Origin of the sequence: uncultured Polaribacter sp. (assembly GCF_947497125.1) — a bacterium.
GTDB lineage: Bacteria > Bacteroidota > Bacteroidia > Flavobacteriales > Flavobacteriaceae > Polaribacter.
Window position 1 is genome coordinate 479,918 of record NZ_CANMFI010000002.1, and the last position, 18,157, is coordinate 498,074.

14 protein-coding genes are annotated in these 18,157 nt (G+C 31.6%); 10 read left to right on the top strand and 4 right to left on the bottom strand.

Annotated elements, in window-relative coordinates:
• Positions 1-35 precede the first annotated feature (35 nt).
• From Q0678_RS05175 to Q0678_RS05215, 9 genes are all read left to right on the top strand, one after another.
• Positions 36-953, top strand: coding sequence for a tryptophan 2,3-dioxygenase family protein (locus tag Q0678_RS05175; RefSeq protein ID WP_299054864.1), 918 nt, complete (start codon positions 36-38; stop codon positions 951-953).
• Positions 954-1,262: 309 nt separating this feature from the next.
• Positions 1,263-2,030: a DUF3108 domain-containing protein gene (locus Q0678_RS05180; RefSeq protein ID WP_299054866.1), complete on the top strand. Its 768-nt coding sequence runs from the start codon at positions 1,263-1,265 to the stop codon at positions 2,028-2,030.
• Between the two features lie 159 nt (positions 2,031-2,189).
• Complete coding sequence (locus tag Q0678_RS05185; protein ID WP_299054868.1) at positions 2,190-3,452, top strand: peptidoglycan DD-metalloendopeptidase family protein; 1,263 nt, start codon at positions 2,190-2,192, stop codon at positions 3,450-3,452.
• Between the two features lie 10 nt (positions 3,453-3,462).
• Positions 3,463-5,028 (top strand): glucose-6-phosphate isomerase, encoded by a 1,566-nt coding sequence (gene pgi / locus Q0678_RS05190; RefSeq protein ID WP_299054869.1) that lies wholly within the window; start codon positions 3,463-3,465, stop codon positions 5,026-5,028.
• A gap of 220 nt (positions 5,029-5,248) precedes the next feature.
• Positions 5,249-7,828, top strand: a complete 2,580-nt coding sequence (locus tag Q0678_RS05195; protein ID WP_299054871.1) for a carboxypeptidase-like regulatory domain-containing protein — start codon at positions 5,249-5,251, stop codon at positions 7,826-7,828.
• A gap of 12 nt (positions 7,829-7,840) precedes the next feature.
• Positions 7,841-9,391: a hypothetical protein gene (locus Q0678_RS05200; protein ID WP_299054873.1), complete on the top strand. Its 1,551-nt coding sequence runs from the start codon at positions 7,841-7,843 to the stop codon at positions 9,389-9,391.
• Between the two features lie 97 nt (positions 9,392-9,488).
• Entirely contained in the window at positions 9,489-9,911 is a 423-nt protein-coding gene (locus Q0678_RS05205) for a hypothetical protein (protein ID WP_299054876.1), read from the top strand.
• Positions 9,912-9,951: 40 nt separating this feature from the next.
• Positions 9,952-10,680, top strand: a complete 729-nt coding sequence (locus Q0678_RS05210; RefSeq protein ID WP_299054879.1) for a 1-acyl-sn-glycerol-3-phosphate acyltransferase — start codon at positions 9,952-9,954, stop codon at positions 10,678-10,680.
• A gap of 4 nt (positions 10,681-10,684) precedes the next feature.
• On the top strand, positions 10,685-11,668 hold the full coding sequence (locus Q0678_RS05215) for an acyl-ACP desaturase (RefSeq protein ID WP_299054882.1): 984 nt from the start codon (positions 10,685-10,687) through the stop codon (positions 11,666-11,668).
• 39 nt (positions 11,669-11,707) lie between these two features.
• On the opposite strand, the gene Q0678_RS05220 is transcribed toward Q0678_RS05215, so the two are convergent.
• Genes Q0678_RS05220 through Q0678_RS05230 form a run of 3 tightly spaced genes read right to left on the bottom strand, consistent with a single transcriptional unit; the run spans position 11,708 to position 14,438 of the window.
• Positions 11,708-12,265, bottom strand: a complete 558-nt coding sequence (locus tag Q0678_RS05220) for an MOSC domain-containing protein (RefSeq protein ID WP_299054885.1) — start codon at positions 12,263-12,265, stop codon at positions 11,708-11,710.
• Between the two features lie 20 nt (positions 12,266-12,285).
• A complete protein-coding gene (locus tag Q0678_RS05225; RefSeq protein WP_299054888.1) occupies positions 12,286-13,053 on the bottom strand; it encodes an enoyl-CoA hydratase/isomerase family protein in 768 nt (255 codons plus the stop codon).
• 53 nt (positions 13,054-13,106) lie between these two features.
• Complete coding sequence (locus Q0678_RS05230) at positions 13,107-14,438, bottom strand: MATE family efflux transporter (protein ID WP_299054891.1); 1,332 nt, start codon at positions 14,436-14,438, stop codon at positions 13,107-13,109.
• Between the two features lie 150 nt (positions 14,439-14,588).
• Between Q0678_RS05230 and Q0678_RS05235 the strand changes: the two genes are divergently transcribed.
• Positions 14,589-15,380, top strand: a complete 792-nt coding sequence (locus Q0678_RS05235) for a universal stress protein (RefSeq protein WP_299054894.1) — start codon at positions 14,589-14,591, stop codon at positions 15,378-15,380.
• Here the strand turns inward: Q0678_RS05235 and Q0678_RS05240 are convergent, their stop codons facing one another.
• The gene (locus tag Q0678_RS05240; protein ID WP_299054896.1) at positions 15,381-18,113 is read right to left on the bottom strand and encodes a PD-(D/E)XK nuclease family protein; all 2,733 of its coding nucleotides are present in this window, start codon (positions 18,111-18,113) and stop codon (positions 15,381-15,383) included.
• Positions 18,114-18,157: the final 44 nt, after the last annotated feature.

Below are 18,157 nucleotides of genomic sequence, written 5' to 3' on the forward strand. Positions count from 1 at the left end.
AAAACTATTTTATATTTGTTTAACAATCAGCAATAATGAATAGAGAAGAAATATTAAAAGCAATAGAGAAGAAATACGATAAATTAGGCGTTCCTGTAGATGCTATGTTAGAGGGTTTGTTGCATAGCACACCAATTACATATTGGGATTATATTCAAACAGATGCTCTTTTAGGTTTGCAAATACCAAGAACCACACAGCCAGATGAAATGGTATTTATTATGTATCATCAGGTGAATGAATTGTTGTTTAAAATGGTGTTGTGGGAAATAGATCAGGTGGCCAAATCGATTGAAATTTCGGCAGATAAATTTGCCATGCATTTAGATAGAATTAGTAGGTATTTTGACATGCTTTGCAGTTCTTTTAATGTAATGGCAGACGGTATGGAAAAAGAACAATATTTAAAATTTAGAAATACACTAACGCCTGCAAGTGGCTTTCAGAGTGCACAATACCGAAAAATTGAGTTTGCTTCTACAGAATTAATTAATTTGATTGATGTGCGTTATAGAGATAAAATTGACAGAAATTCTTCATTTAAAAATGCCTACGACCATTTGTATTGGCAAGCAGCAGGTAAAAATTACACGACTGGGCAAAAATCGACATTGTTAAACCTCTTTGAGAAAAAATATTTGGGAGAGTTTATCGATTTTATGGAAGATTATAATGACATCAACTTGTCTTTAAAGTTTAAACAGTTGCCAAAAGAAGTGCAGCAAAATAAAGACTTAATAAAAGCTATGCGTCATTACGATTATACCGTAAACGTAAAATGGGTATTAGCTCATTATAATGCAGCGGCTAAATATATAGGAGGTAGTGATTCAGACTTAAAAGCAACCGGTGGAAGCAATTGGCGTAAATACATGCATCCAAAATACCAAAGAAGAATTTTTTATCCGTATTTATGGTCTGAAGAGGAGTTAAAGAATTGGGGAACTTTTTAGTTTTTTTCTTTAACGATTTAATTGTCATTTCGAACTTTTGAGAGAAATCTCATAAAGTTGGTTGTTGATTACTCACTGTAATGAGACTTCTCCTTCGTCGAAGTAACAGGGTTCTATAGATTATAAGGCTTTACTTTGTCTCTAGATTCTAGTTTCTTGTTTCTAATTTTTTACAATAAAAAATAACTTTCTAAACATCATTGCAAAGCGCCAAGGAATCTACAAATTCTACTTTAATATCTTCAGAATGAGAATTATTTCTTTTCTGGAACAGTATTTGTCAATACTTTTTTATAAGTTTGGTTTCTGATGAAAAAGTATATTTTAATAATTCTATTTTTAGCAAGCGCTATTTCTGTTTTCGGACAAGAAAAAGTGCAAGCATTTAAAGCTGGTGAATTTTTAAAGTATAAAATGAGTTATTCTGGTTTTCTTAGAGCGGGAACAGCAATTCTAGAAGTTTCAGAAAAAGAGTTAAACGGAAAAAAAGTCTATTACACCAAAGGCACAGGTTATACTTCTGGAATGATTAAATGGTTTTTTGAGGTAGATGACACGTATGAGTCTTATTTTGATAAAGAGTTTATAAAGCCTTATTTATTTAAAAGAAAAATTGATGAGGGTGGTTATAAAAAATATAGAATTACCACTTTTAATTACAAGTCTAACAAGGCATATGTGCAAGATTTTACAAAGCAAAAAGATACTTCAATAGCTTTTTCGAATGTACAAGACATGCTTTCTTCTTTTTATTATTTAAGGAATAAGAACGTAAAAAATATGCAAAAAGGAGAAGAAATAGCCATTGATATGTTTATGGATTCTCAGGTTTATCCTTTTAAACTTCGTTTTTTAGGAAAAGAAACTCTTAAAACAAAGTTTGGTAAAGTAAAAACCCTGATTTTTAGACCTTTGGTTCAATCTGGTAGGGTTTTTAAAGCACAAGAAAGTGTAACTCTTTGGATTACAGATGATGCAAATAAAATACCTGTAAAAATTAAAGCTGATTTATCTGTAGGCTCATTAAGAGCAGAGTTAGAGGCGTACAGAGGACTGGTTAGCCCTTTTAAAGGCTAAATAAAATAACTTATCGATTTCTTACAAGCTCTTTTTTCTAATAAAAATAAAGCTATTCTTTACCTGTAGCGAAACCCTTTTCGAACTTACAACAGATTCATGTAAAAAAAAGTGTTTTTTATTTGTACTTTTGACCGTAATAATTAACAACCCTTTCTTTTGAAAAATAGTTTCCTCCTTTTACTTTTATTTGTCAGCTTTTATTCTTGTAAAAAAGAAGAAGTAGCAACCACCCAAGAAGTTAAAATTATACAACCAGAACTTAGATTTGGTTATAAAATTGATGATTATAAAGTAATACAAGATACTATCAGAAAAGGAGAAAGTTTTGGTGTTATTTTAGATAGGCATCATGTTTATTATCCTAAAATAAATAAAATTGCATCTTCAATAAAAGAAGTTTTTGATGTTAGGCGTGTTAGAGCTGGTAAGCCTTACACTATTTTAGCAAGTAAAGACTCTACCGAAAAAGCACAGGTTTTTATATATAAACACGATAAAATTAACGCTACAATTATCGACTTTAAAGATTCTGTAATAGTTGCAAAACCTTTTCAGAAGAAAATAAAGACAGTTTTAAAGTCTGTGAAAGGGGTTATTAATTCGAGCCTTTCTGTTTCTATGGATAGTTTGCATTTATCACCTAATCTAACCTATACAATTGCCGATATTTACGCATGGACACTTGATTTCTACAAACTTCAAAAAGGAGATTCTTTTAAGTTTATGTACGAAGAAAAGTTTATAAACGATACTGTTTTTGCGGGTTATGGCGATGTAAAATCGGCAGTATTTAATCATAATGGCACTAATTTATATGCTTTTCGTTTTGTTGCAGATAGCATTAGTGGGATTCCTGAATATTATGACGAAAACGGAAATATGTTGCGTAGTCAGTTTTTAAAATCACCCATAAAATTTCAGTACAGAATATCATCAAGATATAATTTAAAAAGAAGAATTGCACACTATGGTTACCGTGTAAAAGCTCACAGAGGTACCGATTTTGCTGCAAGAAATGGAACACCAATTATGGCTACCGCAAATGGAACTGTTACCGAATCTACAAGAAAAAGAGGAAACGGGAATTATGTAGCTGTAAGACATAATGCAATATATACTACAAAATATTTGCACATGAGCAAAAGAAAGGTAAAAGTTGGCGATTTTGTAAAACAAGGAGATGTTATTGGCTATGTAGGTAATACAGGCAGTAGTTCTGGAAATCATGTTTGTTATCGCTTTTGGAAAAATGGACGAGAAGTAGATCCTTTAAGTCCGAAAACGAAATTACCAGAAGCAGAACCTTTAAAGAAAAGTATAAAACCAGCTTACTTAGCATTTATAGCTCCTTTAAAGTACGAATTAGAAAATGAAACTTTACCGGTTTTAGATCAGGAAATAATTAAAAACACAGATTAAAAGTAATCAAATGGCATTAAAAAATATAAATCCGACAACAACAAATGCTTGGGGAGCATTAACAAAACATTTTAATGAGGCTAAGGATTTAAATATTAAAAACCTAGACAAAGAAGCCAATCGAAAAGAAGATTTTTCGATTCAGTTTGAAGATTTATTTGTAGATTTTTCTAAAAATAGAATTTCTAAAGAAACACTAGGTTTGTTATTAGACTTGGCGAATGAAATAGATTTAAAAGATGCTATTCATAAGCAGTTTTCTGGTGCCGTTATTAATGCTACAGAAGGTAGAGAGGTGTTACATACTGCTTTAAGAAGTACTTCTGAAGAACCAGTTTTGGTAAATGGTAAAAATGTAAAACCTCAAGTACAAACATCACTTAGAAAAATGAAAAGTTTTTCTAACAAAGTGATTTCTGGAAAATGGAAGGGATACACTGGCAAAACAATTACCGATGTTGTTAATATTGGTATTGGTGGTTCTGATCTTGGGCCAGATATGGTGGTAACAGCTTTAAAATACTATAAAAATCATTTAAACACTCATTTTGTATCTAATATAGATGGAGATCATGTGTCTGAAGTTATTAAAAATTTAAATCCAGAGACAACTTTATTTGTCATTGTTTCTAAAACATTTACCACTCAAGAAACCATTACAAATGCAGAAACCATTAAGAATTGGTTTTTAAAATCGGCTACTATTTTCGATATTCCAAAACACTTTGTTGCAGTTTCTACCAACTTAAAAGCTGTGGTAGATTTTGGGATCGATAAAAACAATGTGTTTACAATGTGGAACTGGGTTGGGGGTCGTTTTTCTTTATGGTCTGCAGTAGGTTTGTCTATAAGTTTATCTATCGGATATGACAATTATAGAGCGTTATTAGATGGTGCAGAGGAAATGGATTTGCATTTTAAGAATGAAGATTTTGAGAACAACATACCCGTAATTTTAGCATTAATTAGCGTTTGGTATAATAATTTTTACGGCGCAGAAACAGAAGCTGTTTTACCATTTACGCAGTATCTATCAAAGTTACCAGATTATTTGCAGCAAGCAATTATGGAAAGTAACGGAAAAAGTGTGGATAGAAATGGTAATAAAGTAGACTATCAAACAGGTACAATTGTTTGGGGTAGTACAGGTACAAACATGCAGCATGCTTTTATGCAATTAGTACACCAAGGTACAAAATTGATACCTGCAGATTTTATTGGCTACAAAGAATCTTTATACGGTTTAACAGACCATCATAAAAAATTAATGGCCAACTATTCTGCTCAAATGGATGCTTTGGCTTTTGGTAAAACAAAAGAAGAGGTGCATTTAGAGTTGAAATTTTCTGGTGATGAAGCTAAAATAGAAACTCTTTTACCATTTAAAGTTTTTGAAGGAAACAGACCAAGCAATGCCTTGCTTTTCGATAAATTAACACCCCGTTCTTTAGGGAAGTTGATAGCACTTTATGAGCATAAAATTTTTGCACAAGGAATTTTATGGAATATTTATAGTTATGACCAATTTGGGGTAGAATTAGGAAAAGAATTGGCAAATAAATTATTGAAAAATTAATAGAGGCAGTAACATCGTAAACATACAATAACTATTTTTTTACAAAAGCCTGTTTTTTTTAACAGGCTTTTTTTTATTTAAAATACTCTATTTCAGTAGTTTATTATTAATTTTAAGAGGTCTAAAAACTTAATATTTTGTTAAAACTTAACATTAAGTTAACATTAGAAACAACCAAAAAAGGGAATTTTGCAAAACATTCATAAACTAAATTTAAACAATGAAAAATTTTAAAAACTTATTATTTGTAGCAGTACTTTTTGTATCGGCTACAGTTTTAGGACAAACTAAAATTACAGGTACGGTTGTCGATGAAACAAACCAACCATTACCAGGAGCAAGTGTTGTTGTTAAAGGAACAACAAACGGAACATCAACAGATTTTGATGGAAAATTTGCATTAACGTCAGCAGACAATGCTGGTAAAATTGTAGTTTCTTTTATCGGTTTTAAATCGAAAGAAGTTTCTTTTTCTTCTTCAAAAGCAACTTTAGGTGCTATTCAGTTAACCGAAGATGCAACTTTAGACGAGATTGTAGTAACTGCAACTTCTTTTGCAATTGACAGAAAAACACCTGTAGCTGTTTCTACAATTAAAGCAGCAGACATTGAAAGAAAATTAGGATCACAAGAATTTCCAGAAATCTTAAAATCTACACCTGGTGTATATGCTACCAAGTCTGGTGGTGGTTTTGGAGACGGACGTATCAATATGCGTGGTTTTAACTCAGAAAACGTTGCGGTTATGATTAACGGAGTACCAGTTAATGATATGGAAAACGGAAGAGTGTACTGGTCTAACTGGGCTGGTTTATCTGATGTAACTTCTGCTATGCAAGTTCAAAGAGGTTTAGGAGCATCTAAAGTTGCTGTACCTTCTATTGGTGGTACCATTAATATTTTATCTAAAACTTCAGACATCCAAAAAGGTGGTAATATTATTGCTTCTACTGGTAACGATGGTTTTCAAAAATACGGATTTACATTATCTACTGGTTTAATGGATAACGGAATGGCTGCAACAGTATCTTTTGCAAAAATATCTGGAGAAGGTTATGTAGACGGAACACAGTTTAATGGTTACAACTACTTTGTTAATTTAACAAAAGAACTTAACGATAACCATAAATTATCTTTTACAACTTTTGGAGCACCACAAAGACATGGTCAAAGACAAAACAGAAGTACTGTAGAAACTATTAGAAAAGCACAGTCAGGTATTCGTTTTAACCCAGATTGGGGTTACAAAAATGGACAAGTAACTCATATAGAGGATAACTTTTATCATAAATCACAATCATCTTTAAACCATTATTGGACTATTAATGATGTAACTTCTTTATCAACTGCTGTATACGCTTCTTACGGTTCAGGTGGTGGTGGTGGTACTGCAGGGTCTAACACAGACTTATTTAACCAAAGAATTGGTGGTGCAGATCAGCCAGTAGATTTAGATAATATTGTTGCTATTAACAGAGCAAACGGAGCTTTAGGTTCTGAAGCAATTTTAAGAGCTTCAAGAAACGACCACGAATGGTATGGTGTTTTATCTACATTTAAAACAGAATTATCAGATAACTTAAACTTAATTGCTGGTGTAGACTGGAGAACTTATGTAGGTAGACATTACAGAGAAGTTACAGATTTATTAGGTGGTGATTATTACTTAGATGTAAATAGTAGAGGTGTTGGTAACAACATTAACAGAACAAGTAATGCATTACAAGTAGGTGATAAAATGGGGTACCACAACGACGGTAACGTTGGTTGGTTAGGTTTCTTTGGTCAAGTAGAATATGGGACAGAAAATTTTGATGCTTTTATTTCTACTTCAGTACAAAGAACTTCTTACCAAAGAGTAGATTACTTTCAGTATGATTTAAGTACAGAAGCTGGTAGAGATTTAGCAACTACAGATAAAGTAAACTTAAACGGTTACAGTATTAAAGGGGGTGCTAACTATAGATTAGACGATGTACAAAATGTATTTGCTAATATTGGTTACTTTGAAAGACCAGCTATTTTTGATGCAGTATTTCAAGGATTTAACAATACAACTGTTAATGCTGACGCTGAAAACGAAAAGATTTTTAGTATGGAGTTAGGATATGGCATTAGAGGCGAAAAATTTGCAGCTAACATTAACCTATACAGAACACAGTGGGATGACAGAAGTTTCTCTAGAAGAATTAATGCAGACCCAACGATTACAGGTTCAGAAGATTTTACAGCAAACTTATTAGGTGTAAATGCTTTACACCAAGGTGTTGAATTCGACTTTACTTATAAAGCTTCAGATAAATTAAACTTTTCAGGGATGTTATCTTTAGGAGATTGGACAAATGATAACGATTTAATAGACGTTGCTATTTTTGATGAAAATCAAGTTCAAAGAGGTACCTTAGATTTATTAGTAGATGGTTTAAAAGTATCTGATGCTGCACAAACAACAGCAGCTTTAGGGATGCTATATAAATTCTGGGACAGATCTTCAATTACAGTAGATTATAACTATTTTGCAGACCTATATTCTCAAATTAACATTTTAGATAGAGCAGATTTCGACCCATCTACACCAGCTGTAAGAAAAGGGAATCCATATAAAGTACCTAATTATAGTACTGTAGACGCAAGTTTACGTCATGGTTTTAACTTAGGTGATTTTGATACTACTGTTACTGTTCGTGTAAATAACTTATTAGACACAGAATACATAGCAGATGCTTTAGATGCCGCAGACCCATTAGTTTGGTTTGGTTTCGGTAGAACTTTTAGTTTAGACTTAAAAATTAAATTTTAAAAAATTTTAAAAATGAAAAAAATATTTTATTCTTTCGCAATTCTTTCTTTGTTGTTTACATCTTGTAACCCAATGGAAGATATTTATGCAGAATTAGACGCTAAAGAAAGCGTAATTTCTGGAGAAGCTGTTTATACATTAACAGATGAAGATTATGAATCTTTAGATTTAAGCTATGGAAACTTTAGTAATCTAGATGATGCTAAATCTATGATACCAGGTTTTTTATCTAGTAAGTACCAAGCATGGGGATTAGGTTCTTTAGCAACGGTTACTTTTAAATTATATAGTCCAATTAATTTTGAATCATATACATTAACTGATGATGATTATGCAGCTTTAAATTTAACTAGTTTAAACACAAGTGGCGATTTTAATTCTTTTTTAGGCTCTAAATTTTCTTCTGAACCTAATGGAAGTGTTGTAGATTTAACATACAACACATTAGCTCCTCAAATTGAATATACATTAACAGACACTGATTTTGATTTAGTTGGTAACGGACAGTATGATAACTTTGATATTAGATCTGGAAGAGACGAAGAAACTATAGAGTCTAGAAGAGCTAAAATTGAAACTATTTTACTTAATAATTTTCCTGATACAGCTGTAGGGCAACAATATTTAGTAACATATGCGGTTTATGATGGATCTGCATCTACTAGAGATATGCTTGTTCAATTAAACGCTTCTAACGAATATGTTTTAATAAATGGTTATACCTTAACTGAGGCAGATTTCGCATCTGTTGGTAATGGGCAATATAATAATTTTGATGTAAGAGAAGGTAAAGACGAAGAAACAGTAGAAGCAAGAAGAACTAAAATAGAAACTATTTTATTAAACAACTTCCCATCTACTGCAACAGGAGATCAATACTTTGTAACTTATGCTATTTATAATGGTACAAATACTACTTTAAACATGCTTTTAGAATTTGATGGTTCAGGTTATGTTTTAGTTGAAGCTACAGTAATTTCTAAAACTACAAGATTTACTTATACTGGAACTTGGGATGCACCAATTACTTTCACGCAAGCTGAGTACAACTTAATGGGGCAAAGCTATCCTAATTTCAGTAATGAAGATGAAGCAATTTATAAAATTGGAATTTATTTAAAGACATTATATCAATTTGCTGCAGAAAGCGATTTTGTTGCGGTACAATTCGATTTATATAGTGGTTCTTTAAGTACTGAAAATGTCAACTATGTTTATGATGGTTCAGTTTGGAATGCTATTCCAACAGTAATAAACGAAACTATTAAGTTTGGTCATGATGGAACAACTTGGGTACCAGATAACACTATTAAATACACATTAACTAGTGCAGATTATACATTAGTTGGTAACGGTAACTATGGTAACTTTGATGTTAGAGATGGTAAAGCAGAACAAGAAGAGTCTGTACGTTTAGAAAAAATAAATACAATTTTACTAAACAATTTCCCTAACGATGCTGAAGGACAAAAATATATTGTTACTTATAACATCTATAATGGTGCAGCAGGCATTTGGTCTTTAGCAGTTATTAAAGAAGGATCAGAATATGTAAAGCAATAAGTAGTATTTACTTTACTAAATATCTAAAACCACCTCATTAGAGGTGGTTTTTTATTTAAAATGATTAACTTTACAACAGAAACAAAATAATTTAAAAATGAAAAACATTCACTCATACTGGGCATACTTAGTACTTGTCATTTTAATTTTTACCGTTGCAAATGCTATAATTAGTCTTGCTCAAAAAAAGAAATTTACAGACAAAGATTTAAGACTTGGTTTGTTTACCTTGATAGTTTCTCACATTCAATTGTTAATTGGGTTGGCTTGGTATTTTATGTCGCCTTGGTATAAAGCTTTAAAAGCAGATGCAAGTGCGGTTATGAAAGAAAGTACGGCTAGGCTTTTAGCAGTAGAACATCCAACAGTAATGATACTTGCTATTGTATTAATAACGATAGGTTGGTCTAAACATAAAAAGAAAACAACAGATACAGATAAGTTTAAAACTTTTGCTGTTTTTTATGGTTTAGCATTGCTATTAATTCTTTCTAGAATACCTTGGAGTAACTGGTTTTAAGAACAAACATTTGTAAGTGTAATTTTTATAACAACATTCAATGAAAATAGTAAGTTACCTACTATCACCAGTATTTATATTTGTATTCTTTTTCTTTTTAGTCTTATTTCATCCATTACAATGGGTTACATTGCATTTATTCGGACAAGAAGTACAAGGTAAAGTAGTGAGTCTTTTAAACTTTTTCTTGGTAAAATCGATGCTAATATTAGGCATTACAATTCGTGTAATTAATAAGCATCAAATACCAGAAAATACTTCTGTTGTATTTGTGTCTAACCATCAATCTACGTTTGATATACCGCCAATTGCTTGGTTTTTTAGAAAGTATTATCCTAAATTTGTTTCTAAAATAGAATTGGGCAAAGGCATACCAAGTGTATCTTTTAACCTAAGACATGGTGGTGCAGCGCTTATCAACAGAAAAGATCCTAAACAAGCCATTGCCGCTTTAGTAGATTTTTCTAGAAGAATTAAAGAAAAAAAATGGGGGGCAATTATTTTTCCAGAAGGTACTAGAAGCAGAAATGGTGCTCCTAAAAAATTTGCCACCAACGGTTTAAAGGTAATTACAAAATATAACAAACACGGATATATTGTGCCATTAACAATCAATAATTCTTGGAAAGTTTTTAAATACGGTAAATTTCCATTAGGTTTGGGTAGCCCAATTACAATTACAGTTCACGAGCCAATAAAAATAGACTCATTGCCTTTTGATGAATTGTTAGAAAAAACAGAAACAGTAATTAAAGAACATATATTATAAAATTATGTCAGTAATAAAAAATATAAGAATAGAAGTAATGCAAACCCTAGAAAAAAGGATGCAACACTTTATGGATACCTATTTAATACCCACAGAAAAAATTTGGCAGCCAACAGATTTTTTACCCAATTCGCAAAAAGACTCTTTTATTACAGAAGTAGAAGAAATTAGAGAATTGTCTAAAGAATTACATGACGATTTTTGGGTGGTTTTAGTAGGCGATACTATCACCGAAGAGGCTTTACCAACCTACGAATCTTGGTTGTTAGATTTAGACGGTGTATCTCAAGACCCAGACAATAGTTGGGCAAAATGGGTAAGAACCTGGACCGCAGAAGAAAACAGACATGGCGATGTTTTAAACAAATACTTGTACTTGTCTGGTAGAGTAAATATGCGTGAGGTAGAAATATCTACCCAACATTTAATAGCCGATGGGTTCGATATAGGTACCTCTACAGATCCATACAAGAACTTTGTATATACTAGTTTTCAAGAATTAGCTACGTATATCTCTCATAACAATGTAGCTAAAATTGCACGTAAAAAAGGGCACAAAGCATTGGCTAAAATGTCTAAAATTATTGCAGGAGATGAAATGCGTCATCACCAAGCATATGCTCATTTTGTAAAAGAGATTTTTAAAATTGATCCTAGTGAAATGATGCTGGCTTTTCAGCATATGATGAAATATAAAATTGTAATGCCTGCCTTGCATTTAAGAGAATCTTTTGGTGCTAAAGGCTCTGCTTTTGAGGATTTTTCTGCAGTAGCACAAAGAATAGGTGTATATACAGGTTTCGATTATGTAGATATTGTAAAGAAACTAAATGCCATGTGGGAAATTGATAAAATTACAAACCTTAGCCCTGAGGCAGAAAAAGCAAGAGATTGGTTAATGAAGTTGCCAGATAGAATGTATCGAATAACAGAAAGAATTGTGGTGCCAACGACAGACTTTAAGTTTAAGTGGCTTTTACCAGCATAAATAGCAAAAAAAATCCTTTAGTTTAACTAAAGGATTTTTTTATACTTGTTTAGCATTTCTTTCAGTAATATATAAGTCTGCAATGGTAGGGTTTTCTGTACAGCTTTTTAGTTGCTCTAAGGTATCACCTGTTTTTACAAAACCTGTTTTTATCACCTTAAAATAGATGCCACAAAAGGTGGTGTTCCAGAATTGTTTTACAATTTTAATATCATTAAAACGTACACCAAGCTTATAGCAAGGGTTTCGTTGCACTGTTGCTTCTAGTATTGCATTTCCTACTTTAAAAGTGTCTCCTTGGTGTATTTTAGTTTCGTCTAAATCATCAATTGTTAAATTTTCTCCAAACATTCCCATTTCAAATTTGGTGTTTGGGTGCATTTTTTTAAAGTATTCGTAATGTTTTAAAGAGTAACCGTAAATAGCTTGTAATATGCCACCATGATGTTTTTTATCGCAAATAGCGTCTCCTCTAACTCCTTCAGAATCTAAAAAGATAGGTTCTGAAACAGAAAATTTAAAGATGCCCGTTGTGTCTTTTTTTCCTTTCCACAAAATTTCTTTTCGTTCGCCAATATTTGTTGAAATAATTTTCATTTTAAAGTGAATTTAGCGGATTATTTTTTAAATTTTGATAAGGCTTGTTTTGTAAAGTCAGACAGTACAAGGTTGCCAGAAACTTCTGCTCTTTCAGCCAACAATGTGTCCCAGTTTTCTGTACCAATCCACAATGCTTTTTTCATTTCAGTGAGTGCATTAATATTGTAAGAAGCTAGTTTTTCTGATAGTAATTCAACTTCTTTTTCTAGCTCTTTTTGAGTTTCAAATACTTTTGCATACAGCCCTTTTTCTTTTGCCCAGTAGGCATTTTTCCAATTAGTGGCGTCTAAAGTTAATTCTGATGTTGCTGCAATACTAATTTTTCTACTAACTGCTGGCTCTATTACAAAAGGGCCAATACCAATTGTAAACTCAGATAGTTTAACAGCGGCATGCTCTGTAGCCAATGCATAATCGCAACCAGCAATTAAACCAACACCACCGCCAACTGCTTTGCCTTGTACGCTGCCTATAATTAATTTACCACAGGTTCTCATGGCATTTAGTACGTTTGCAAACCCTAAAAAAAAGGCTTTTCCGTCTACTAAATTATCAATAGCAACCAATTCATCAAAAGAAGCACCAGCACAGAAGGCTTTTTCACCTTCAGATTTTAAAACAATTACATGTACGTTGTTGTTTTTGCCAACCAATAAAAGCTCTTTTTCTAGTCTTTGTAGTAATTGACTAGGAAAACTATTACTTGCCGGATGACCAAATTCTATGGTTGCAATGTTGTTTTCTATGTGTGTATATAAACTACCTTGTTCTCTTGTTGTAGTCATAAAATTTATAATTTTAGTAAAAATAAGATTTTTAAACCAATTCTTTCTGTTGATTATACTTTTGCAAGGGGTAAAAATTTGTTTCGAAATTTAATTACAAGTGGTAAGCCTCTGGCAAGTATCCAAACGGTAAAAGCGATCCAGATAGCGGTGAGTTTAAAGTTGTAGTAATCGAAAATAAAAAGCGTTGGTAAAAAAACAAAAGAAGTGGCTAATAACAATAGGTTTCTTAGGTATTTCATTTCGCCCATACCTTTAAACATACCATCAAAAATAAAGGTAATTGCACTAATGGGTTGGCTTATTAAGACAATCCAAAAGACCGCGTAAAAATGTTTTAAAACAGCAATGTCTTTGGTAAATAGTAGCCCGATAGAATTATAAAAAAGAAACCCTATTAAAGCCATTATTGTTCCTACAGCCAATCCGTATTTAAATAAAATTGCACTTAATTTTATGAGTGATTTGTAGTCTTTTGCACCTAAAAATTTACCCGATAAAATATTACCAACACTCGAGTAGCCATCGATCATAAAAGCACCAAGTAGCCAAATATTAATACCAATTGTGTAAGCTGCAATATACTCTTTACCATAGCCAGTAGCGTATGACGTAGCAAAATACAAAGCGGTATTTAAGGCAAGAGTTCTTATAAATAGATTGCCAATCATGTTTAGTAATCTCGGAATTTCTTTGTGGATTTTAAAACTGATGTTTAAAGAGATTGTTGTTTTTTTAAGTAAGAGTATAAGCGCCATTATCGCCATTATTACTTGTGCAATAACACTTGCATAAGCAGCCCCTTTAATATTCATTGCAGGCAAATAATTTTCGATACCATAGACAAAAACAATATCAAGAATAATATTTAATACCGCACCCGTTAAGGCAATTATCATTGGGTAATAGGTGTTTTGTAAACCTCTAAAAACCCCAAAAATTGCAAATACAAATAACGAAAAAGGAAATCCAAAAATGCGAATTTTAAAATAGTCTATACAGTATTCTAAAACAGTGTCTGAGGCATTATAAAATTCAAATATTTCTTTTGCAAAAGGATAAGAAATGCCCACAACAAATAAGCTGCCTAAAATAATAATAGCAATGGCTTGTGCGGGTAATGTTTTTACTTTTTCTAGTTGATTAGCGCCAACATACTGAGAAATTATTGAAGAAATGGCACTTCTTACCTGCCCAAATACCCAAATTAACATCGATATAAAAGCACCAACAATACCCACTGCGGCTAAACTTTCTGTTGCATTTGTAGAAATATTGCCTATTATTGCAGTATCTGTGATAGATAATAAGGGTTCTGCAATACCTGCTATTAAAGCCGGAATTGCTAACTTATTAATGTTTTTAAAACGGAGTTCTTTTGTCATTACTAGTCTGTAAAGGTACTAAGATTTGCGTTAAGGATTGTAGAAAAAAGCCCACAGTGACGCAGGAACGAGGACTTGAAACGGAAAGCCTGACCCTTGTGGTAACGCACAAAAAAAATATGTAACTTAGCAATATTAAATTTTACAACTATGAAAAATATTTTAGTACCAATCGGATCTACAGAGACAGCGCAACAAACTTTGCAATATGCGATTGATTTTGCAGCCGAAATAAATGCAAATATTTTAGTTTTTAGAGCATTTAAAGCAACTTCTAAAGCCGGCGTTATGAAAAATGTTACCGCTATTATTGAGCGTGAAACAAATTTATATTTAAGAACGATGGTTGGTGCTGTGCAAAGAAAAAATGTAGATATAAAATTAATTTCATCGAAAGGCTCTGTCGTAGAAAGTGTTGAGGCTATTGATACCGAAATTGGCATCGATTTGATTATTGTTGGCGCTAAAAGCAACTCTATGAAAGAGGAAGTGTTTTTAGGTAGTACCGCTGGTAGCCTTGTAAAAAAGACGAATTTGCCAATTTTAACGGTGCCAGAAAATTATGTTTTTTCTTCTATTAATTCTATTTTATTAGCTTATAAATCTGGGGTAGTAAAGAGTAAAACAGCCTTAAGTCCGTTAAAGTTTATGGTGTCTACATTTAATTCTCAAGTAAATGGTTTGTTAGTAAAAACTGCAGATTTTACAGAAAAAGATTTGGTTTTAGACAGTGGTTTATCTGCCTTACAAACGACATTTACAACCACAGAAAATGCAACTACTTTTCAGGGAGTATTAGAACATTTTAAATTAAATAACCCAGATATGTTATGCGTATTCAGACGTAAAAGAGGGTTCTTTAAAAAATTATGGGAAAAGAATACTATTTTAAAACATGAATTTTATGCTTCAATACCTTTGTTAATCTTAAAAGGTAAATAGTTAGTATTTTAATTCTGCTGGCTCTAAAAAGTCTTTATTAAGAGCGTATATTTCTTTAATATACTCTTTAATTTGTATCATAAATTCATCTAAATGATTTTCTGTTATGATGGTTTCTGATGTTTTTGCGGTAGCACCAAAACTAACCGATAAAAATTTATTATTTAGGTTTTTAAAAGAATAAATACCGGCTTCTATTGGTTGGTTAAAATCCTGTTTTTTACTTTTTGTGTATAGGTAAGCGTAAAGTAAAACTTGTATTGCTTTGTGTTGCTCTTTAGCCCTTAATTCGGTAAAATCTTTAATTTTTAATTCGGCACTTTTAACCATGCCTGTTTTGTAATCTATTATTCTTAAAACACCGTTTAATTGATCTACACGATCTACTTGGCCATGTATTTTAATAGGAAAATCTATGCCATCTATGGTTATTTGAGCAGCTAAATTTTCTTCAGTAGCAATTATTTTTAATTCGTTGTTTTTTACCAATTCTTTTTCTTGAATTAAAAAATTAGTAACAAATCGGTTGGCAACTTCATAGATTAAGCGATTTCTACCTGTAGAAATATCACCATTTTTAAATTCTTTTTTAAAATGTTTGGTTACGATCTCTTTGGCATTTTTTTGCATGCCAATAATGGTATCGGTAGTTATAAGGCTCCCGATAAAAGGTGTGTATAATTCATCTAAAGTTTCGTGAACAACAGTACCAAGGGTGTTATAAGCTACGGTTTCTTCTACATCATCGAACTCTTTAAGTTTTAAAACTTTTTGTTTGTAAAAAGAGATTGGGTTGTATAGATAATTGGTTAATGCAGACGGAGAAATGCCTTTTGCAGCCAATTCTTTTAGTTTTTCTAAGACACTAGCCTCTTTTTTAATTTCTTTTAGCGCTATTTTTTGTGCCGTTACTTTTGGTGTTATTGTTTTGTGTGTAATTGTTTTCTGCATCATTTCTAACTGCGTTACAAAACGACTTTTTTCGCCACTACCAAAAACATCATGCTCTGTATTATAAATGATAAAAATATTTTTTGCACGCTGAAGTAGTCTAAAAAAGTGGTACGAAAAAATAGCATCCTTTTCTCTAAATGTTGGTAAGCCGAATTCAATTTTTACATCAAAAGGGATGAAAGAGTTTTGTTGGCTATTAGCAGGTAAAACACCTTCATTGGTAGATAGTAAAATTATATTTTCGAAATCTAAAACCCGAGTTTCTAACATGCCCATTAATTGCAATCCTTTTAGAGGTTCTCCCTGAAAAGAAAGACTTTCAGACCCGATTAATTGCTTAAAAAACAGCGTAAGTGTTTTTAAGTCTGCAAAATAATGATAGGTTTCTTCTAAAGATTTTAGTTGGGTAAAAGCTGTGTAATATCTAAATAAATATTCTTTCTCTAACTCGCTAACCTCTTCTTTTAAAAGGTCTATTAAGTCTAGTATTCTAGTAATAAATTCTTTTACAGATTGATAAGGAGAAAATATATTAGCAATCACTTTTGCATTTTTATTAGGCAAGGTTTTTACTAATTCTTCTATCTGATTTTGACTAATAAACGTGTTGTTTTGTTTGGCAATACTATCAGAAAAACTATTTATTTCTGGCAAAAACTTGCGAATAGATTGGTGTTTTAAAAACCGTAAAACGTCTTTATAATAAAATTTATTTATGGCTGTTTTTTGTAATTTATTTTGAGAAACAAAAAGCTGAAAGATGGCTAGAATTAAGTTTGTTGTCGGAATATCTTTTAACGGATACCCCATTGTAATATTAATAGCTTCTATATTTTTAGGCAAAGAATTTAAGGTAATTGGCAATAATGTTTCATCTGCTAACACTAGTGCAGTATTTTTAAAATCGACAATTTTTTCTAGTATTTCTCCTGCATATTTTACTTGTGTTGTGTTTTTTGATGCTCCAATTACTTCGATATTTTTTTCTTTAGAGAAAGTATCACCAATCGTTTTTAGCTCATTTTTTTCATAGTATTTCCAGTTCTCTTTGTATTTTCTAATAAATTTTCCTGCTTGATGTTTTTCATTAAAAAAGGCGGAATCTATGTCCCAATAAATAGAAGATTTTTCTTTTTCTAACACCTTTTGAAACAAAAACTCTTCGGCTTTGTTAAGAGCGTTAAATCCTATGAAAATAATTTCTCTATGGTTGTTTCTATCTAAATACTTTTCAATTTCATTACAAGCTTCTCTATAAATAAGCCCTTGGTAGCCTATTTTCTTTTCTGACAGTAGTGCATAAAATTCGGCATAATAAACAGTTAATTTTTCTAAAAACGAGTAATGATCTTTTATTAATTCTGTTTCTGTAAAATTCCCTTTTACAGACCATTTTTTTAACCTTTGAATATCTCTTAAATAGTTAAAAATATCTTTTGCATCTATTAAATGTTGATCTATTTCATTAAAATCTTGCAATACTGTAAACGCCCAAGAAGCAAATACATCAAAAGAAACCGGTGTAGTTTCTATTTTTTTATATACGGTGTAAAAATGGAAAAGTAATTGAATACTATCTGCTTTTTCAATCCCAGAAACACGATTGATAAATTGCTCTATATTTATAATTTCTGGCAAAAAACCGGCATCAATTTTTTCTTTAAAAACCTGTTTAACAAAAACAGTTGCTCTTTGCGAGGGTAATACAATTAACACATTATTATAAGAAGTAGTGTTTTTTATAATGGTGTCTAATGTTTCTGAAATAAAAGATTGCATAGGTAATTTTGTGTTTTTAGCAGCTTACATAACTACTGGTTATT